Genomic DNA, 18307 nt, shown 5'->3' on the forward strand with positions numbered 1-18307 from the left:
GGTAGGGCTGTTTCTTTGATGCTTTGGTTGCCTAATAGGGTCGCGGTGTAGCTTCAATTGGCGAGTGGGGTGCTTGGTTCACCCTTTGGGGTGTGGCTAGTTGGGCTTGTTTTGTGAGTGATGAGTTATGGTTAATGGGGCGGCGGGCTCGGATGCCTTGGCTGGTTGAGAGTCATGGGGTTAGGGTCGGGGAGTCGTGCGTTCGAGTGTCTGGGTTTGAGTGAATTGGTTGAGCTTGGATTTGAGTCAGGCGTTGTCTTTTATTGGGTATGGCATGGTTGTTGATGGGGGCGGGTGTCGTTGATGGGTTTTCTTGTGAGCGGTGACGGTTGGGGTGTGTTAGGGTTGGATTGATTTTGAGAGCCAGTCCAAATGTGCGCCGTCAAAGGGTCTTGTTCTTTTGCCCACTGCATTGAGAAGCCAGCGTGCGGATTCTTCTGCTTGTGTGATTAGCTCGGATGGGTAGTTCAAGAGGATCTGGTGTTCCGCGAACTCGTCTTCGTCGTCGAGGATTAGACGTCCGTCCCGCATTCGGATAACGTCCAGGTCGAGATCGAGCATGGTGACCTCGCCGTTCTTCCACTCTGGAATGGTGGTGACGTCGACGTAGACCTCGCTTTTGTGGGGTGGGGTGTTGAACGACGCTGTCCACCAGGCGTTTCGGGGGAAAAGCATGATGGCTGTCGTCTCCCACGTGACAGGCGGGCCTTCACCCTTGCGGGCCACGGTTCCGCCTGGGACTTCGACCCACACACCGTGTTCATCCTCGCCGAGTCGGCGGCCCGGGTGGTTCCAGTGCAGTGCGCCGCCGTACTTTCGGAAGACAACTCGCACATCGGTCATGGGGTGAATCTATCCGTGGCGGATGAGCTTTATCCGTGCCGGGCATGCGGTACGGCATGAGAGCGTGGCGCGACGTGAGGGTGCGTCTCCTGACCTGAGCAGCGCAGCGCCTTCTGATTCGGGCGGGCCTCGCGGTGTGCGGTGCGGTGTGGTGCGGTGCGGTGTGGCGCGGTGCGGTGCGTATGGTGCGTGCGGGGTGCATATGGTGCGTGCGGGGTGTGGCGCGGTGTGTGGCGCGGGTTCGGACTGGGCTGTTCGGCCGGGGGAATCCAGGTCGCTCCGCGTGAGTGGGGGCGGGGTGCCTGCGGGGGAGGCGCGGGCGGGTCCCGAGCACTGTGCCTCGGTCACTGTGCCTTGATCCCTGTGGCGCGCGCGTACGACTTGTGGTGGGTGCTGCCTACGGGAGGAGGGCCAGGGCTTGTGCGAGGGTCGCCAGGCGGCGGGGGGAGGCCAGGCCTGCGTGGTAGAGGTGGAACTCTGAGGCTCCGGCTTTGGCGTATGTCCGGAGGTGGTCGGCCAGGACCTCGGGGTCTGCTGGGCGGGGTGGGAGGGCTAGGACGTAGGCGCCTACTCGCTGGGTCGGTGTGGCGAGTTTCTTCAGGTGGGCGAGGCGGGTGGCGTCTGTGGTGGGGTCGCCCCAGCAGTTGGCGACCAAGACGTCTGCTCCCGGTTCGCCTGCGGGGAGAGGGGCGAAGGCGCCGGTGGCCCAGGGGTTCGGGTTGGCGTGGAGGGTGATGGGGACCTCTGGGGCGGTTTCTCTGGCGGTAGTGATCAGGCGTTGGCGGAGGGTGGTGGACAGCGCGACTCGGATGTTGCGGATTTCGTCGGCCAGGGGGCCGAGGGCGGCTTCGATGGTGGTAGGTGGGGGTTGCGGGGTGGTGACGCTGGTGCTCGATGTCTCGTCGGTGTCGGTGTCGGTGTCGGTGTCGGTGTCGGTGTCGGTGTCGGTGTCGGTGGCGGTGTCGGTGGCGGTGGCGGTCTTGGTGGTTTGCGTGGTTGGGCTGGAGGGGTGGATGTGGGTGGGGGTGTTGTGAGGAGGGGCGTGGGTTGGGGTGTTGTGGGGGTAGGTGGTGGCCGTTGGGCTGCTGCTGGATCTGATGTTGGCTGAGTCGGTGTGGGTGTGGGTGTGGGTGTGGGTGTGGGTGTGGGTGTGGGTGTGGGTGTGGGTGTGGGGGTTTTTGTCTATGGTGGCGCGGATTTTGGCTCTTGTTGTTTCTGGGTAGTGGGGGGCGCATTTTGTGCAGAAGCACAGGGAGAGGAGGTCGGTGTCCATTGCGGTCCAGTCTGTGCCGGAGGTTTTCTCGTGGACGCTTTGGTGGCCGAAGCCCATCGGGCCGCAGGCTTCCAGGATCAGGCCGTCCGGCTCGGCCAGTTCCAGGATCTCCTTGACGAGGTTCTCGCAGTACTCGATGACGTCCTCATTGGCCGGGCACAGTGCGTACGGGTACGGGTCGCCGAAGGCGTTGCGTACGACGAGGTCGGGGTTGGACGTGCCCAGGTGGGAGTTGTGGGTGAGGACGGTCCAGGCGTGGACCTGGAGGCCGACGGCCTTGAGCGCGTCCCTGGCCTGGAGGTAGGCGTCGGCGGGCGTCCAGGTGGGAGCGGCAGGGACGAGCCGGGACCAGGACGATGGACGGATCGGGAGGTAGAAGGCCGGATATGGCACGTCCAGTACGCGGTGGGCGGGGTGGTACGGCGTGGCCGCCCTTGTCGAGTGGTAACTGGCTGCCAGGGCCACCGCTTGGACGCCCAGGTCCGCCAGGCGACCGGGGGCCGATGGGTCACCGACCACGTCCCAGGGGTAGAGGTAGGCGACGTTCATTAGCGGGTCTCCTTGTGCCGGAGTGGATGGCCTGATGGGAACTGGTTCCGTGAGTGTGGGTGCTGGTGGCGGCGGAGAGGCGGATTGTGGGGATTGTGGGGATTGGGGGTTGTGGTGGGGGTGTTGGGGTGGGAAATGGATTTCTGTTCGTTATGTAGTGGAGTGGGCGGGTGGGCGCGGGTCTGCCTTTTGCGTGGGCGGGTGGGTTCTGTGGGTGTAGGTGGCCTGGTGGGAATGGTGTTGTGGGGTTGGGGTGGCCTGGTGGGGATGGTTGTTGTGGGGCTGGGGTGGCCTGGTGGGATTGGTGCTGTGGGTTGAGGTGGCTGGGTGGTGATGGGTTCTGTCGGTGTGGATGGTTTGGGGGATAAGGGTGGGTGGGCTTCTGGTTGGGGGGTGGGTTACCAGCGGGGTCTGGTTGGGGAGAAGGAGGGGTTGATGCGGCGCATGTACGACGTGTCGTCTCGCGCCACGATTCCGCACTTCTCGTACTGCTCGTTCATGACCGCCAGCGCGTCTCTGTCCAGTTCCACGCCGAGGCCGGGTCCTGTGGGCACCGGGACGGAGCCGTTGGTGAAGCGGAGGGTGCCGGGGGCGAGCACGTCTTGGCCGTTCTGCCAGGGGGTGTGCGTGTCGCACGCGTACGTGAGGTTCGGGGTGGTGGCGGCGAGGTGGGTCATGGCGGCGAGGCTGATCCCGAGGTGGGAGTTGGAGTGCATGGACATGCCCAGGCCGAAGGCGTGGCACATGGTGGCGATGTGCGAGGAGCGTGTGAGGCCGCCCCAATAGTGGTGGTCCAGGAGGAGTACGTCGATCGCGCGGGATGCCGTGGCGGGCGGGAAGTGTTCGGGGGTGACCACGCACATGTTGGTGGCCAGGGGCATGGGTACGGCGGCGGCGACCTCCGCCATGCCCGTGATGCCTGCCGTCGGGTCCTCCAGGTATTGGAGGGTGCCGTCGAGTTCCCGGGCGACGCGGATCGAGGTCTCGACCGACCAGGTGGCGTTCGGGTCGAGGCGGAGCGGGACGCCGGGGAACGCCTCGTGCAGGGCGCGGATCGCGGCGATCTCCTCGTCCGGGGGGAAGACGCCGCCCTTGAGCTTGATGGACTCGAAGCCGTATTCCCTGATCAGGAGTCTGGCCTGCTCGACGATGCCCGCTTCGTCCAGGGCGGCGCCGAACCGGTCCGGTGCCGCGCCGGGGTGGCCGGCCCACTTGTAGAAGAGGTACGCGCTGTACGGCACCGCGTCCCTCACCCGGCCGCCCAGGAGGTTGGAAACCGGGACACCGGCCGCCTTGCCGCGAATGTCCAGGCATGCCACCTCGAAGGCGGAGAAGACGCGGTCGATGCTTCGCTCTTGGGAGGCGGTCGGCGCGCGCCGAACGTCCTCGCCGACGATCGCGGTGACCCGGGCGTACATGGTGTTCAGGGCGTGGACGTCGAGGCCGGTCAGGGCCTGCGCGCATTCGCGTACCTTGCCGAGGTGTCCGAGATCGCCGTAGGTCTCGCCCAGTCCGGTCAGACCTTCGTCGGTGACGATCTCGACGATGGTACGGAGGGCCCACGGCTGGTGGACTCCGGCGGCGTTCAGGAGAGGCGGGTCCAGGAAGGCGACGGGGGTGATGCGGATCTGTCTGATGATCATCGCATGCCGTCCATATATGTGAACACTGGCCAGGTTTGTGGACACGTCGCCGCAACTGTAAGAATCAGCCTGAAGAAGTGTCAAGACTCCGAAGGGCCATTCGATGATCTACGGACACGACCCCAGGACCGGCGAGACCGTGGGCGCCGCCCTGCCCGAGACCGACAGCGCCGGGGTCGACTTGATCGTCTCCGCTGCGGCCGCGGCCGGAGCGGCCTGGCGGGCGACTCCGGCCGCCGAGCGGGCCGCCGCGCTGGAGTCCGTCGCCGACGCGCTCGCCGCGCAGGTGGACGACCTGTGGCGACTCGCTGACCAGGAGACCGCGCTCGGCGAGGTACGCCTGCGCGGCGAGGTGGCGCGTACGGCGGGGCAGTTCAGGCTCTTCGCCGAGGTGATCAGGGACGGCGGCCACCTGGAAGCCATCATCGATCACGCTGACCCTTCGACGGCGCCGCCCCGGCCCGACGTGCGGCGGATGAAGCACGCGCTGCAGGGTGTCGTGGCCGTGTTCGCGGCGAGCAACTTCCCCTTCGCGTTCTCGGTGGCCGGCGGCGACACGGCCTCCGCGCTGGCGGCCGGGTGTCCCGTGGTCGTGAAGGCGCACCCCGGGCACCCGAACACGTCCGAGCGGGTGGCCAAGCTCGTACGGGAGGCGCTGCCGTACCCCGACCTGCTGGGGCTGGTCCAGGGCATCCGGGCCGGGGTCGACCTCGTGCGGCATCCCGGCGTGGTCGCGGCCGGGTTCACCGGCTCCGTGGCAGGGGGCAAGGCGATCCAGGGGCTGATCGACGAGCGGGAGGTGCCGATCCCGTTCTACGGCGAACTGGGGAGCGTCAACCCCGTGGTCGTGCTCCCGTCGGCGTCCGCGAAGGAGGTCGCCACGGGGTTCGCCGCGTCGCTGACGCTGGGGGTCGGGCAGTTCTGTACGAATCCCGGGCTCATGTTCGTGCCCGACGACGACGAGTTGCGCGACGCCATCGTCGAGGCCGTCGAAGGCACGAGTGGCGGGCCGATGCTGGCCGAGCGCATCCGCGACGGGTACCTCGGGGGCGTCGAACGGCTGGGTGAGCTGCGACTGCTGGCCGAGGGCAAGCCGGGTGAGGGGAGTTGGGCGGTCACGCCGAAGGTGTTCACGGCCGATCTCGACACGTTCGCGGAGAAGCTGCCGGGCATTGGTGAGGAGTGCTTCGGGCCGACGTCGATCGTGGTCACTTACCGCGAAATTTCGGACTTGCGGCCGGTGCTCGGACGGCTCGAAGGCTCGCTGACCGCGACCGTCCACGGCACGGAGCCGGACGAGGCCGCCGAGGTCGCCGAGGTGCTGGCCAAGAAGGCCGGGCGGCTCATCTGGAACGGCTGGCCGACCGGGGTCGCCGTCTGCTGGGCCATGCATCACGGTGGGCCCTGGCCTGCGGCTACGACGTCGTACACGTCGGTGGGGGCCACGGCGATCGGGCGGTGGCTGGCGCCCACGGCGTACCAGGACTGGCCCGAGGAGCTGCTGCCGGACGAGCTCAAGGACGCCAACCCGCTGTCCGTCCCGCGCAGGGTGGACGGCCGGTTGGAGGTCTGAACGATCTGAGTGGCTCGCCTGTGTGTGAGCCAGACATATCGGGCCGATCACTTGGCGGGAGCGGGCAGCCATGGTCAATGTCGGCGTCGGAGTGATGCAGGGCTTGGGTGCGAAGATCTGCGGAATAGGGCCTGCGGGGGATCGCTGGGAGTGGCAGACGGTTGGGGAGCGGCTGTGAGGGGACGGGCAGGGGCCGAGGGAACGGACAAGGGCTGAAGGGGCGGGTAAGGGCCGAAGGGGACGGACAAGGGCTGAAGGGACGGGCAAGGGTCGAAGGGGACGGGCAGGGGTTGAAGGGACGGGCAAGGGCCGAGGGGAGGGGCGCGGGTGGTGGGTTTCAGGGGATGTGGGTGTCGGGATGTGGGTGGTTAGCGGCGGTGGGTGTTGAGTGTCTGGGCGGTGCCGGTGATGGACAGGCCCGCCCCGATGATTCGTTCCAGCTCCACCAGATCCTCCCCACCAGGATCCACCAGCGGCGCCCGCACACCCCCCACCTCCAGTCCCCGCATCCGCACCCCGGCCTTGACCAGCGAGACCGCGTACCCGGGCACCCGATCCCGCAGCTCCACCAGCGGCAGGTAGAAGTCGGTCAGCAGCCGCTGTGCCAGCACCTCGTCCCCGCCGGTCACGGCCTTGTGGAAGGCGAGCGCGATCTCGGGTGCGAAGGCGAAGACGGCGCTCGAGTACAGGTTCACCCCGAGCCCCCGGTACGCGGGCACGGTCAGCTCGGCCGTGGGCAGGCCGTTGAAGAACGTGAAGTCCTTCCCGGTCTCCCTGCGCACGGTCAGGATGATGCGCTGGAGCAGGTCGAGGTCCCCCAGCCCGTCCTTGAACCCGACCACCAGCGGCACCTCGGCGGCCAGTTCGGCCACCGCCGAGGGGGTGAAGCGGGCGGTGCCGCGCTGGTAGATGATGACGGGCAGCCCGCCGGCCTCGGCCACCTCGCGCACGTAGCGTACGAGGCCGGAGGCGGGCCCCGTGACGAGGTACGGCGGCATCAGCAGCAGGCCGTCGGCGCCCTCGGCGCGGGCGGCGCGGGCGATGGCGCGGGCGGCGGGGAGCGGCCCTCCGGCGCCGGCGAGGACGGGGACGCGGCCGGCGGTGGCCGCCACCGAGGTGGCCACCACCCTGGTGTACTCCTCGAGGTCCAGGGCGTTGAACTCACCGGTGCCGCACGCGCTGAAGACCCCGCCCGCCCCTGCCGCGACGCCGTTGGAGACGTGCCGGGCGAGGACGGGTTCGGCGAGCGCGCCGTCGGGGCCGAAGGGGGTCACCGGGAAGAAGAGAACGCCGTCTAGCCGCATCAACGGTCCTTTCTAGCGGATGCCCTCCCTGCGGAGGGTGGCTGCCAGCTTCTGGGTGTGTTTGACAACCGCGTGGGTGATCTGCTCGACCTCGGCCGGGGTGAGTCCGGCGGGCATCGAGCAACTGATCGCGTCGGTGGCCGGGATGCGGTAGTCGACCGCCACGGCCACGCAGGCCACGCCCGGCGTGCCCTGCTCGCGTTCGTACGACCAGCCGCGGGTGCGGACCTGGTCGAGTTCGTCTGTCAGTTTGGTGAGGTCGGTGATGGTGTGCTGGGTGAGCGTGGTCAGCGGGTTGGGCAGCAGCGCCACGACCTCGTCGTCGGTGAGCTGGGCGAGCAGCACCTGCCCGAGCGCCGTGAGGTGGGCGGGCAGCCGCCGGCCCACCCTGGGGATGACGTGGTCGGCCTCGCGGGACTCCCTGGTCGCCAGGTAGAGCACGTGCGCCCCGTCACGGCGGGCGAAGTGCACGGTGTGGCCGATCTCGTCCCGCAGGTCCTCCAGGCAGTCCTGCGCGTACGGCAGCGCGGGGTCCTTGTCGAGGTAGGCCGTGCCGGTGAGCAGCGCGTGCGGCCCGATCCCGAAGGCCGACCTGGCCGAGTCGGTCTCCACCCAGTTGAGCTCGACCAACGTCCGCATCAGGGCGTGCAGGCTGCTGCGGGGGAAGCCGGTACGCTGCTGGAGCTCCGACAGGGTCAGATGGTCGTGCGACTCGGCCAGCGTCTCCAGGATGCGTACGGTCCGCTCGGCGGACTTGACCAACTGGGGCTGCTCCATGGCCATCCCATCTCATATCCTTCGGCGGCTTCGGATATCCAGGATATGGGATACCGTCCAGATACATGGACGCCTAACCCTTGACCGCGCCGCTTGTCAGACCGCGCATGAACTGCCGCTGGAACGCCAGGAAGGCGATGATCGACGGCAGCAGCGCCAGCAGCGAGGCGGCGAGCAGCACGCCGATGCCGACCTCCTCGTCCGAGCGGAGCGAGCGCAGCGCGATGGGCAGTGTCCACATGTCCGACTCGGGGGCGACGATCAGCGGGAGCAGGTACTGGTCCCAGATCATGGTGAACCCGAAGACGCCGATCACGCCGAGCGCGGGGCGGCACAGCGGCAGGATGATCGTGGCGAAGATCCGCAGCTCGCCGGCGCCGTCGATGCGCGCGGCCTCCTCCAGTTCGACCGGCACCTCCTTCATGAACTCGGTCATCACGAGGATGGAGAAGCCCCAGGCCCCGACGGGCAGGATCATCCCGGCGTAGGTGCCGATCAGGTTCAGGTGCAGCACCGGCAGGTCGGCCAGGACGAGCGAGAGGGGGATCGCGATGATCTCCTCGGGGAGCATCATCGTGGTGAGCATGAGCAACATCACGAACGTCATGCCGCGGAACTTCTTGCGCGCCAGCGAGTACGCCGCGAAGACGCTCACCAGCATCTGCAGCAGCAGCCCGAAGCCCACGACGATGAACGAGTTGAGCAGGTAGCGGTAGACGTTCTTGTCCTTGGCCTGGACGAAGTTCTCGAAGGTGAACTCGTCGGGCCACAGCGAGAAGGAGGTGGGGTCGAGGGTCTTGTTGAAGGCGCTCATCAGGAGCCCGACCAGCGGCCCGGTGAAGACCGTGACCATGAGCCCGTAGACCAGGACCTTCCCCGCGACGGCCAGCGGCCCCCGCCGCGACTCCAGGCCCAGCGCGCTGTCGAACCTCATGTCGCCTGCCTCCTGCGCAGCATCTGCACGATCACGGTGAGCGCCAGCGTGGCCGCGAACAGCACGATGCCGCCCGCCGAGGCGACCCCCAGTTCGTTCTTCTGGAAGCCGAGCTTGTAGATCAGCGTCATCAGCACCTCGGAGGAGCCGTTCGGTCCGCCGTTGGTGAGCACGTACACCTCGACGAAGACCCGCAGGCCGCGGATGGCCGCCAGCGTGAACAGGATCCAGAACACCGGACGCAGCGCCGGCAGCGTGATGTGCCGCAGTCGCCGCCAGGTCGAGGCCCCGTCCACGGCCGCGGCCTCGTACAGCGTGCGGTCCACGCCGACCAGACCGGCCAGGAAGATCATCATGTCGTACGGGGTGCCGCGCCAGACGCTCATCAGCATGATCGACCAGAGCGAAGAGTCCTCGCTGGCCAGCCACGGTTGCGGGGCGATGCCCGCCCAGCCGAGGATCACGTTGAGCATCCCGTTGTTGGCGGGGTGGAACATGATGCGCCACACCTCGGCCACGGCCGCCATCGTGGTGACGACCGGCAGGAAGGCCGCGGTCCTGACGAACCACAGGTACCGGGCGGGCCCCTCGATGAGCAGCGCCAGCCCCAGGCCCAGCACGAGGGAGCCGACGGTGGTGCCCAGGGCCAGGACGACGCTGTGCCAGATGGCCGCGCCGAACTCGTCGTCGCCCATGATCGTCTGGTAGTTCCGCAGGCCGACCCATTCGTCGCCGAGGAAGGTCTGCACCTTGAACAGGCTCTTCCACAGGCCCACGAACATCGGGATGAACTTGAAGTACAGGAAGAGCAGCAGCGCGGGCGCCAGGAACAGCCACGCGATCAGCGGCCCCCGCCACCGCGCCGCCTTGGGCGGGTGGCCGGGGGACGCCGTGCGGCCGCGCGCCGGGGCGAGTGGGGAGGTCATGACGCTTTCTGGCTCTGCAGTTCCTGGGTCAGCTTGGTGTTGAGCTGGTCCATCGCGGCCTTGACGTCGGCGGAGCAGTCGGCCCATACGGCGTTGATGGCGTCGGCGGAGGTCTGGCGGATGGGCGCCCAGTTGGGCACCGGCGGGGCGTAGACGGCGTTCGCGTACGACTCCTGGAACACCTTCCAGCGCGGGTCCTGCCGCTCGGCGGCCAGGTCGACCGTGGTGTTGACCGGCAGGCGGACGATGGCGCCGTTGGCGTCTTTGTTCATGCCGATCCGCTGTCCCTCGGGCGAGACGGCGAACTCGGCGAACTTCTTCTGCGCGTCCTGGTTCGGCGAGCCGGCCATGAGGTAGACGTTCTCGCCCTCGCCGAGGGTGCCCGGGCCGCCCGACGGGCCCTTGGGCACGGGCAGCACCTCGAGCTTGTCGGTGCCGATGCTCTTGACGAACCTGGCCAGCACGTACGGCCCGACCAGGTAGATGCCGCCCTGGCCCTTCTCGAACACCTCGTGCGTGACGGTCGTGTCGTTGCTGACCGCGCCCGGGTTGACCGTCTTGGTCCTGCAGAACTGGTCCTGGAGGTACTGGACGGCCTCGACGGTCCTGGGGTCGTTCACCGTGGCGGTGTACTTGCCGGCGCCGGCGGCCGTGAGGAAGTCGCCGCCGTTGGCGTAGATGAGGGAGGAGGCGTACCAGGAGGCGTAGCCGCGCTTGGTGCCCGCCGGGGCGACGAAGCCCGCGGTGTCCTTCCTGCCGTTGCCGTCGGGGTCCCGCTCCGTGAACGCGGTGGCCAGCTCGGCGAGGTCCGCCCAGGTGGCGGGCGGCTCCATCTTGACCTTCTCGCGCCAGTCCCTGCGTACGATCAGCGCGAACGACTGGGCCGAGAACGGCGCCGCGTAATACTTGCCGTCGCTGCCCGCGGCGGCCTTCCAGGCGGTTTCCGCGAGCTGGTCGCCACCGGCCAGCGCCGCCTTGTCGACCTGCTGGAGCCAGCCCTGCGACTGCATGTTGCCGAGTTGGGCGGTGTCGTTGATGACGATGTCGGGCAGTTGTTTCTGCGCCGCCTGCTGGTTGAGTTTGGTCTCGAAGTCGTCGAACAGGGCGACGACTTTCGTCTGCACCCCGCTGGCCTTGGTGAATGCGTCGGCCAGTTTCTTGGCCGTCTTGGCGGAGTCGGAATCGGGCGCCTGCCTGATCCAGATCTCGAAAGTGTTGTCCGAACCTGACGATCCCCCGGAACCGCAGCCTGTCAGTCCTACGGCCAGAGTCGCCGCGACGGCGACTCCCAGCAGACGACGTGACATCAGACCGCCTCCTGTTCACGTACGTGGACATGAGTCGTGGACTTGGATGTGTGCCTGTGAACGTAACTAGCGACATGGCGCACGGTCAATATTCAAGGATGTGAATTTCGGCCAGAATCGTGTACATCATGGATGCATGCGCATTCTGATGACAGGAGCCGCGGGAAAAGTCGGGACGTTGCTCCGGCCACGCCTCGCCCGCGACGGCCGTACGCTGCGCCTTTCCGATGTCCGGCCGATCGCGCCCGGCCCCGGCGAGGAATGGGCGCCGGCCGACCTGACCGACCCGGCCGCCGTGGCAGAGGCGATGAAGGGCGTGGACGGCGTGCTGCACCTGGGCGGCCAGAGCAGGGAGCACCCCTGGGCCGACATCGTGCGGGACAACATCCACGGGACCCAGGTGCTGCTGGAGGCCGCGCGCGCGGAGGGGGTCGAGCACGTCGTGCTCATGGGCAGCCACCACGCCGCCGGGTTCCACACCAGGCCGCGGGACGGCTCCGACCTGCCCGACTACGCCTTCCCCCGCCCCGACACCTTCTACGGGGTGAGCAAGGTCGCCATGGAGGCCCTCGGCAGCCTCTATCACGACCGGTTCGGCATGAACGTCACCGTCGTCCGGCTCGGCACCTGCAACGAGGGGCCGGCCGACACGCGCGGGCTGGCCACCTGGATCTCGGCCGACGACCTGACCCAGTTGGTCGAGGCCGGGCTGAGCGCGACCGGCCACCACGTCGTCTGGGGCGTCTCCGACAGCCCTCGCCGCTGGTGGTCGCTGGAGGAGGCCCGGTCGATCGGCTACGTCTCGCGCGACTCGTCCGAGCCCTTCGCCGCCGCGCTCGTCGCCGAGCAGGGCGAGCCCGACCTGTCGGCCCCCTTGCACGACCGCGCGGGCGGCGTCTTCACGCTGAACGAACTGGGCGGCAAGTGGTGACCTGAGTCCGAGGCCATCTAGGCAACCGGTTGCACAACCTTGACGACAGACGACCAGAAGGTCAAGGTTAAGTCTGGCAACCGTTTGCAAGGGAGGGCCGGGCGATGGCGGCGACGATCAAGGACGTGGCCCGCGCCTGCGGTGTGCACGTCTCCACCGTGTCGCGTACCTTCTCCGCGCCGCACCTCGTCAATCCTGCCACCAGAAGCCGCGTCCTGGCAGTCGCTGACGACCTCGGATACCGTCCCAACCGGGCGGCCAGGGCGCTCACCACCGGCCGCACGTTCAACCTGGGCCTGATCGTGGCCGACATCTCCAACCCGTTCTTCCCGCCGCTCATCAAGGCGGCCCAGGCCCAGGCGCGCGGTCGCGACTACCACGTGTTCGTGGCCGACACCGACGAGGACCCCCGCGTCGAGGAGGAGCTGATCAGGACGCTCACCAAGCAGGTGGACGGCGTCCTGCTGTGCAGCCCCCGCCTGTCGAACAAGATGATCGAGCGCCTGGCCGAGGACGTGCCGTTCGTGGTGATCAACCGGCGCATCAAGGGCATGCCCGCCGTGCTCATGAACGTCGCCCACGGCGCCGGGCTCGCGCTGGAGCACCTGGCCGACCTCGGCCATCGCAGGATCGCGCTCGTGTCGGGCCCGACCGGGTCGTGGACCAGCAACGAGATGCAGGGCGTCGCCGCCGGGACCCCCGGCCTCGACCTGGTCTTCTTCGGCCCCAACCAGCCCACGGAGTCGGGCGGCCTGGCCGTGGCCCCGGAGGTGGCCGCCTGCGGCGCCACCGCGGTGCTGGCCTACAACGACCTCGTCGCGCTCGGCCTCATCGAAGGGCTGGCGGCGATGGAGATCGGGGTGCCTGACCGGATCAGCGTGATCGGGTTCGACGACATCCTGCCGGGGCGGCTCAACCGTCCCAAGCTCACCACGGTCGCCATGCCCGCGGAGGCGGCCGGCAGAATGGCCGTTGACCTGCTGCTCCAGTCGGGAGGCGAGGGCGCGACGGTGACCCTCGACACCGCCCTCATCGTCCGCGAGTCCACCGGAAAGGCCCATAAATGATCTTCGGAACGCTGCCGTCGGGCCGTCAGGTCGAGCGCGTGGAGCTGTCGTCGGGACGCCTGCGCGCCGAGGTGCTCACCTACGGCGCGATCGTGCGCACGCTGGAGGTGTCGGGGGTCGACGTGGTGCTCGGGCTGGACACGCTCGACGACTACCGCACCCGCAGCCGCTACTTCGGCGCCGTCGTCGGCCGGTACGGCAACCGCATCGCGCACGCCCGCTTCACCCTCGACGGCGCCGAGTACCACCTGCCGGCCAACAACGGCCCCCACAGCCTGCACGGCGGCACCGAGGGCTTCGACGCCAGGGTGTGGACGATCGCCGCCCGCACCGGCTCGTCGGTCACCCTCACGCTGGTCAGCCCCGACGGAGACCAGGGCTATCCGGGCACGCTGACCGCCTCGGTGACGTACACGCTGGAGGATGACGCCCTGCGCGTCGACTACGCCGCGGAGACCGACGCGCCGACCGTGGTCAACCTCACCAACCACGCCTACTTCAACCTCAAGGGCGAGGGCGACGTGCTCGACCACGTCCTGCGGATGGAGGCCGGGCACTACCTGCCGGTGGACGCGGGCAAGATCCCCACGGGGGAGATCGCTCCGGTCAAGGGCACGCCGTTCGACTTCACCGAGCCGCACGCCGTGGGCGAGCGGCTCGACGGCGGCTACGACCACTGCTTCGTGCTCGACGGCGGGGTCGAGGTGACGGCCGGCGCCCTGACCATGCGGGTCACGACCACCGAGCCGGGCGTGCAGTTCTACTCGGGCAGCATGCTGGACGGGGCCGCGACGCCGTACGGGCCGTTCGCCGGGCTGTGCCTGGAGACCCAGCACTACCCCGACTCGCCCAACCAGCCGCACTTCCCCTCCACGGTGCTGCGGCCGGGCGAGCGCCGCACCTCCACCACCACCTACCGCTTCGTCTGACCGCCCCCGGTGCCGAGGCGGGGATCGGTGAGGCTGAGTCAGGGGGTCAGCGCGGTGCGCAGGCGTTCGGCGTGGGCGCGGGTGAGGCCGTTGGCGAGCAGGATCCGTTCCGCGCCGCCGCGTCCGGCCACCACGCCCAGGAACGTGCGCATCGCGCTCTCCGGCGCCTCCATCAGCGCGGGGGGCAGGTCGTCGGACAGCGCGGCGCCCAGCATGAGCAGCACGTCGGGCAGCGCCTTGGCGGTGAGCGCGTAGTCGCGCACGATGGCCTCGTGCTCCACGCCGAGCAGGTCGAGGATCAGCGCGACCACGATGCCGGTGCGGTCCTTGCCCGCGGCGCAGTGAACGAGCGCGGGCAGGTGGTCGGCGATCTCCGCGATCACCCCGGCGAACCAGGTCGCCCGGCGGTCGAGCAGGGCCACGTACAGGTCGCCGAGTTCCAGGCCGGACGGCAGCGTGGCGAGGCGGGCGGGGGAGAGGGACGAGCCCGCGCCCAGCGGGGCGTGCCGCACGGCGCCGCCCAGGACGGGCGCCCAGTCGCCCTCGACCCGCTCGTGGTCGGCCCGCAGGTCCGCGATGAGCCGCAGCCCCGCCACCAGTTCGGCGTCCTCGCGGGTGAGGGTGTGCGGCTGCGCGGAGCGGTAGAGCACACCGGGCCGCAGCGCGGTCTCCGCCGCGACGTCCCGCAGATTGAGGAGAGGCATACGTCGTGTATACGAACGTTCTGTGCGGGGAAACGCGGCGGCGAACTGGACGCCGGGTGAATCTCTCGTCACCTTTGGGGTGATCAGCCTCGGGGAACAAGCGTGACGGGACATCGGCGAGCCTACGCGCGTGTCGCGGTGTCTCCGACGTACCTTTGGCATCATGGCCACCCGTACGCCGAAAAGCGCATCGAAGGGGCCGGCGAAGCGGTCGACCTCGACCCGTACGACCCCCGCGAAGCGCGGGGCCACGTCGGCGGGACGGTCAAAGGCGAAGGGGGCCGCCACCGGCCGCAAACCCTCGGTGACCCATCAGGACCCCGTGAGCTGGGTCTTCACCATGATCGGCAAGTTGATCGTGGGGTTGTGGATGTTGTTCGCCAACGGCGTCGGCAGTGCCGCGCGGGCGGTGGGCAAGAACGCCCGCGAGCTCGATCCGGTGCACCGGCGCGACGGGGTGGGCCTGACGGTGCTGGCGGGCGCGATCGTGCTGGCGGCCATGACGTGGCGCAACTCCGACGGGGCCGTGGCCGGTGTGGTCAACGCGGCCGTGCGAGGCGTCTTCGGCTCGCTGGCCTGGGCGCTGCCGCTGCTGCTCGGGCTGCTGGCCTGGCGCTACCTGCGCCACCCCGACCAGAACGCCGACACCGGGCGCATGGTGATCGGCTGGGCCGCGCTGATGGTCGGCGTGCTCGGCGTCGTGCACGTGGCCAACGACACCCCCTACCCGGCCGGCGAGGGCCAGGGCATGGACAAGGTGTCGCAGGCCGGCGGCATGATCGGGTTCATCGTGTCGGCGCCGCCGATGAGCATCCTGCCGTCCTGGGTGACGATCCCGCTGCTGCTGATCCTGTCCGGGTTCGGCGTGCTGGTGATCACCGCCACGCCCGTGCACCGCATCCCCGAGCGCCTGACCGAGCTGAAGCACCTGCTCTTCGAACGCCACTCCGAGACCGAGACGTCCAGGTCGCCGGCGAAGAAGCGGGTCAGGGCCAAGAAGCCCGAGGAGGGCGAGGGCGGCGACGGCGTCAAGCCGTACGACTCGCCCGTGCTGGAGGAGAAGGACAAACGGGCCGACCACTCGCCCGAGATCGTCCCCGGGCTGGCCGACGAGGAGGAGACGCCCGCTCCCGAGGCCGACAAGCGCCCTGAGCCGCCGGAGCCGACGCCCGCGCCCCGCAAGGTGGAGCAGCTCGTGCTGTCGCCGCAGGCGGGCCCCTACAGCCTGCCCGACCTGCAGCACCTCAAGCAGGGCAGCGCCCCGAAGCCGCAGACCAAGGCCAACACGACCGTGGTGAACGCCCTGACCAGCGTCCTTGAGCAGTTCACCATCGACGCGCAGGTGATCGGGTTCACCCGGGGCCCGACCGTGACCCGTTACGAGATCGAGCTGGGGCCCGCGGTGAAGGTGGAGAAGGTCACCGCGCTCACGAAGAACATCGCCTACGCCGTCAAGTCCGCCGACGTCCGCATCCTGTCCCCCATCCCGGGCAAGTCGGCCATCGGGGTCGAGATCCCGAACGCCGACAAGGACCTCGTCGCGCTCGGCGACGTGCTGCGCTCCCAGGTGGCGCAGGCCGACCACCATCCGATGATCGTCGGCCTGGGCAAAGACGTCGAAGGCCGGACGATCGTCGCGAACCTCGCCAAGATGCCCCACCTGCTCATCGCGGGCGCCACCGGCGCCGGCAAGTCGGTCTGCGTCAACGGCCTGATCACCAGCATCCTCATGCGCGCCACCCCCGACGAGGTACGCATGGTGCTGGTCGACCCCAAGCGGGTCGAGCTGAGCGTGTACGAGGGCATCCCCCACCTCATCACGCCCATCATCACCAACCCGAAGAAGGCCGCCGAGGCCCTCGACTGGGTCGTGGGCGAGATGGACCGGCGCTACGACGACCTGGCGGCGTCGGGGTTCCGGCACGTGGACGAGTTCAACAAGGCCGTGCGGGCGGGCAAGCTGCAGCCGCCGCCGGGCAGTGAGCGGGTCTACCAGCCGTATCCGTACCTGCTGGTGATCGTGGACGAGCTGGCCGACCTCATGATGGTGGCCCCGCGCGACGTCGAAGACTCGATCGTGCGCATCACGCAGCTCGCCCGCGCCGCCGGCATCCACCTGGTGATCGCCACCCAGCGGCCCAGCGTCGACGTGGTCACCGGCCTGATCAAGGCCAACGTGCCGTCCAGGCTCGCGTTCGCCGTCTCCAGCCTCACCGACTCGCGGGTCATCCTCGACCAGCCCGGCGCCGACAAGCTGGTCGGCCAGGGCGACGCGCTGTTCCTGCCGATGGGCGCGAGCAAGCCCATCCGCATCCAGAACGCGTTCGTCTCGGAGAAGGAGATCGCCGAGATCGTCACGCACTGCAAGGAGCAGATGCAGGTCGAGTACCGCGACGACGTGGCCGCCGCGCCGGCCAAGCGGGAGATCGACGAGGACATCGGCGACGACCTCGACCTGCTGATCCAGGCGGCCGAGCTGATCGTGACCACCCAGTTCGGCTCGACCTCGATGCTCCAGCGCAAGCTGCGGGTCGGCTTCGCCAAGGCCGGGCGGCTGATGGACCTGCTGGAGAGCCGCAACGTGGTCGGCCCGAGTGAGGGCTCGAAGGCGCGCGAGGTGCTCGTCAAGCCCGACGATCTGCCTGGTTTGCTGGCCGACCTGCGTGGCGAATGACCCCAATGCACGCTTGCACGATGATAACTGATTGAATATGTACCACCACGAAGAGTAGTCGGTGTGGTGGGGGGTGGTTCGCTGTGCAGGAGCAGAGCATCGGGGCCATGCTGGCGGCGGCCAGGCAGTCGGCCGGACTCACGGTCGCGCAGGTCAGCGCGGCCACCAGGATTCGCGAGGCCATGATCCATGGCCTGGAGCAGGACGACTACGGCCAATGCGGGGGAGCCTTCTACGCCAGGGGGCACGTCAGGGCCGTGGCCAAGGCGGTGGGGCTCGACCCCGAGGCCACCGTGCACCTTTACGACCAGCAGCACGGCGGCGCGCCGCGGCCCGTGCCGGCCTCGGCGGTCTTCCAGGCCGACCGCAAGATCAACCTGCGCGAGCGGCGCGGGCCCAACTGGACGATGGCGCTCGGCGTGGCGCTGGCCATCGTGGTGGTCTTCGGCATGATGCGGGTGCTGGGCGGCGCCAGCGACCAGGTACGGGTGGGTGACGTGCGGGTGGCCTCGGCCCGGCCCAGCGTCCCGCCGAACACGCCCATCACCGAGACGCCCAATCCCGCGCCGTCCAAGGTGTCCGCCAAGAACCTGGTGACCGTGCGTATCAAGGCGAAACGGTCGTCGTACGTGAACGTGCACGACGCCTCCGGGCGCAAGTTGTTCGCGGGCGAGCTGAAGGCGGGCAAGACGTCCACGTGGCAGGCGCCGGAGAAGGTCAACGTGCTCCTGAACGACGCCGGAGCCGTGACACTGCACGTCAACGGCAAGAAGGTGAAGAGCCTGGGCGGCCGGGGAGACGTGGTGCGGCGCTCGTTCGGGCCGCCGAAACCGCAGGCGCGGTAGTCACGGGGAGGTCACCCGGGGGGAGCCC

At 68.8% G+C, this 18307-nt stretch carries 15 protein-coding genes; 6 read left to right on the forward strand and 9 right to left on the reverse strand.

The window, feature by feature from the left end; genetic code table 11:
• Positions 1-339 precede the first annotated feature (339 nt).
• From ACZ6S0_RS41235 to ACZ6S0_RS41245, 3 genes are all read right to left on the reverse strand, one after another.
• Positions 340-843 (reverse strand): DUF402 domain-containing protein, encoded by a 504-nt coding sequence (locus ACZ6S0_RS41235; protein ID WP_465924766.1) that lies wholly within the window; start codon positions 841-843, stop codon positions 340-342.
• A gap of 397 nt (positions 844-1240) precedes the next feature.
• Positions 1241-2665 (reverse strand): hypothetical protein, encoded by a 1425-nt coding sequence (locus ACZ6S0_RS41240; RefSeq protein WP_465924767.1) that lies wholly within the window; start codon positions 2663-2665, stop codon positions 1241-1243.
• A gap of 398 nt (positions 2666-3063) precedes the next feature.
• Positions 3064-4308 carry a glucarate dehydratase family protein gene (locus ACZ6S0_RS41245; protein WP_465924768.1) on the reverse strand — a complete coding sequence of 415 codons (1245 nt, stop codon included), beginning with the start codon at positions 4306-4308 and terminating at the stop codon, positions 3064-3066.
• A gap of 103 nt (positions 4309-4411) precedes the next feature.
• Here ACZ6S0_RS41245 and ACZ6S0_RS41250 point away from each other — a divergent pair, with 103 nt between their 5' ends.
• Positions 4412-5881 carry an aldehyde dehydrogenase (NADP(+)) gene (locus ACZ6S0_RS41250; RefSeq protein ID WP_465924769.1) on the forward strand — a complete coding sequence of 490 codons (1470 nt, stop codon included), beginning with the start codon at positions 4412-4414 and terminating at the stop codon, positions 5879-5881.
• 368 nt (positions 5882-6249) lie between these two features.
• Here ACZ6S0_RS41250 and ACZ6S0_RS41255 read toward each other — a convergent pair whose 3' ends face one another.
• The 5 genes from ACZ6S0_RS41255 to ACZ6S0_RS41275 all read right to left on the reverse strand — a co-directional run bounded on the left by ACZ6S0_RS41255 (position 6250) and on the right by ACZ6S0_RS41275 (position 11129).
• On the reverse strand, positions 6250-7185 hold the full coding sequence (locus ACZ6S0_RS41255) for a 5-dehydro-4-deoxyglucarate dehydratase (protein ID WP_465924770.1): 936 nt from the start codon (positions 7183-7185) through the stop codon (positions 6250-6252).
• Positions 7186-7197: 12 nt separating this feature from the next.
• On the reverse strand, positions 7198-7968 hold the full coding sequence (locus ACZ6S0_RS41260) for an IclR family transcriptional regulator (protein ID WP_465924771.1): 771 nt from the start codon (positions 7966-7968) through the stop codon (positions 7198-7200).
• Between the two features lie 67 nt (positions 7969-8035).
• Positions 8036-8896 carry a carbohydrate ABC transporter permease gene (locus tag ACZ6S0_RS41265; RefSeq protein ID WP_465924772.1) on the reverse strand — a complete coding sequence of 287 codons (861 nt, stop codon included), beginning with the start codon at positions 8894-8896 and terminating at the stop codon, positions 8036-8038.
• On the reverse strand, positions 8893-9822 hold the full coding sequence (locus tag ACZ6S0_RS41270) for a carbohydrate ABC transporter permease (protein WP_465924773.1): 930 nt from the start codon (positions 9820-9822) through the stop codon (positions 8893-8895). Before ACZ6S0_RS41270 ends, ACZ6S0_RS41265 begins: the two co-directional genes overlap by 4 nt.
• Entirely contained in the window at positions 9819-11129 is a 1311-nt protein-coding gene (locus tag ACZ6S0_RS41275) for a sugar ABC transporter substrate-binding protein (RefSeq protein ID WP_465924774.1), read from the reverse strand. The genes ACZ6S0_RS41270 and ACZ6S0_RS41275 overlap by 4 nt, the downstream gene beginning before the upstream one ends.
• Positions 11130-11265: 136 nt before the next feature.
• On the opposite strand from ACZ6S0_RS41275, the gene ACZ6S0_RS41280 reads away from it, so the two are divergent.
• The 3 genes from ACZ6S0_RS41280 to ACZ6S0_RS41290 all read left to right on the forward strand — a co-directional run bounded on the left by ACZ6S0_RS41280 (position 11266) and on the right by ACZ6S0_RS41290 (position 14056).
• Positions 11266-12060 (forward strand): NAD-dependent epimerase/dehydratase family protein, encoded by a 795-nt coding sequence (locus ACZ6S0_RS41280; RefSeq protein WP_465924775.1) that lies wholly within the window; start codon positions 11266-11268, stop codon positions 12058-12060.
• Between the two features lie 104 nt (positions 12061-12164).
• Entirely contained in the window at positions 12165-13127 is a 963-nt protein-coding gene (locus ACZ6S0_RS41285) for a LacI family DNA-binding transcriptional regulator (protein WP_465924776.1), read from the forward strand.
• Positions 13124-14056, forward strand: a complete 933-nt coding sequence (locus ACZ6S0_RS41290; protein WP_465924777.1) for an aldose epimerase family protein — start codon at positions 13124-13126, stop codon at positions 14054-14056. Before ACZ6S0_RS41285 ends, ACZ6S0_RS41290 begins: the two co-directional genes overlap by 4 nt.
• 38 nt (positions 14057-14094) lie before the next feature.
• Here the strand turns inward: ACZ6S0_RS41290 and ACZ6S0_RS41295 are convergent, their stop codons facing one another.
• Entirely contained in the window at positions 14095-14760 is a 666-nt protein-coding gene (locus ACZ6S0_RS41295) for a tyrosine-protein phosphatase (RefSeq protein WP_465924778.1), read from the reverse strand.
• Between the two features lie 163 nt (positions 14761-14923).
• On the opposite strand from ACZ6S0_RS41295, the gene ACZ6S0_RS41300 reads away from it, so the two are divergent.
• The gene (locus ACZ6S0_RS41300; protein ID WP_465924779.1) at positions 14924-17434 is read left to right on the forward strand and encodes a DNA translocase FtsK; all 2511 of its coding nucleotides are present in this window, start codon (positions 14924-14926) and stop codon (positions 17432-17434) included.
• A gap of 83 nt (positions 17435-17517) precedes the next feature.
• Positions 17518-18279 carry a helix-turn-helix domain-containing protein gene (locus ACZ6S0_RS41305; protein WP_465924780.1) on the forward strand — a complete coding sequence of 254 codons (762 nt, stop codon included), beginning with the start codon at positions 17518-17520 and terminating at the stop codon, positions 18277-18279.
• The last annotated feature ends 28 nt before the right edge of the window (positions 18280-18307 follow it).

The organism is Nonomuraea sp. NPDC051298 (genome assembly GCF_055586305.1).

Coding starts and splice junctions, on each gene's coding strand:
- ACZ6S0_RS41235 (WP_465924766.1), bottom strand. CDS start 843: ATGACCGATGTGCGAGTTGTCTTCCGAAAGTACGGCGGCGCACTGCAC.
- ACZ6S0_RS41240 (WP_465924767.1), bottom strand. CDS start 2,665: ATGAACGTCGCCTACCTCTACCCCTGGGACGTGGTCGGTGACCCATCG.
- ACZ6S0_RS41245 (WP_465924768.1), bottom strand. CDS start 4,308: ATGATCATCAGACAGATCCGCATCACCCCCGTCGCCTTCCTGGACCCG.
- ACZ6S0_RS41250 (WP_465924769.1), top strand. CDS start 4,412: ATGATCTACGGACACGACCCCAGGACCGGCGAGACCGTGGGCGCCGCC.
- ACZ6S0_RS41255 (WP_465924770.1), bottom strand. CDS start 7,185: ATGCGGCTAGACGGCGTTCTCTTCTTCCCGGTGACCCCCTTCGGCCCC.
- ACZ6S0_RS41260 (WP_465924771.1), bottom strand. CDS start 7,968: ATGGCCATGGAGCAGCCCCAGTTGGTCAAGTCCGCCGAGCGGACCGTA.
- ACZ6S0_RS41265 (WP_465924772.1), bottom strand. CDS start 8,896: ATGAGGTTCGACAGCGCGCTGGGCCTGGAGTCGCGGCGGGGGCCGCTG.
- ACZ6S0_RS41270 (WP_465924773.1), bottom strand. CDS start 9,822: ATGACCTCCCCACTCGCCCCGGCGCGCGGCCGCACGGCGTCCCCCGGC.
- ACZ6S0_RS41275 (WP_465924774.1), bottom strand. CDS start 11,129: ATGTCACGTCGTCTGCTGGGAGTCGCCGTCGCGGCGACTCTGGCCGTA.
- ACZ6S0_RS41280 (WP_465924775.1), top strand. CDS start 11,266: ATGCGCATTCTGATGACAGGAGCCGCGGGAAAAGTCGGGACGTTGCTC.
- ACZ6S0_RS41285 (WP_465924776.1), top strand. CDS start 12,165: ATGGCGGCGACGATCAAGGACGTGGCCCGCGCCTGCGGTGTGCACGTC.
- ACZ6S0_RS41290 (WP_465924777.1), top strand. CDS start 13,124: ATGATCTTCGGAACGCTGCCGTCGGGCCGTCAGGTCGAGCGCGTGGAG.
- ACZ6S0_RS41295 (WP_465924778.1), bottom strand. CDS start 14,760: ATGCCTCTCCTCAATCTGCGGGACGTCGCGGCGGAGACCGCGCTGCGG.
- ACZ6S0_RS41300 (WP_465924779.1), top strand. CDS start 14,924: ATGGCCACCCGTACGCCGAAAAGCGCATCGAAGGGGCCGGCGAAGCGG.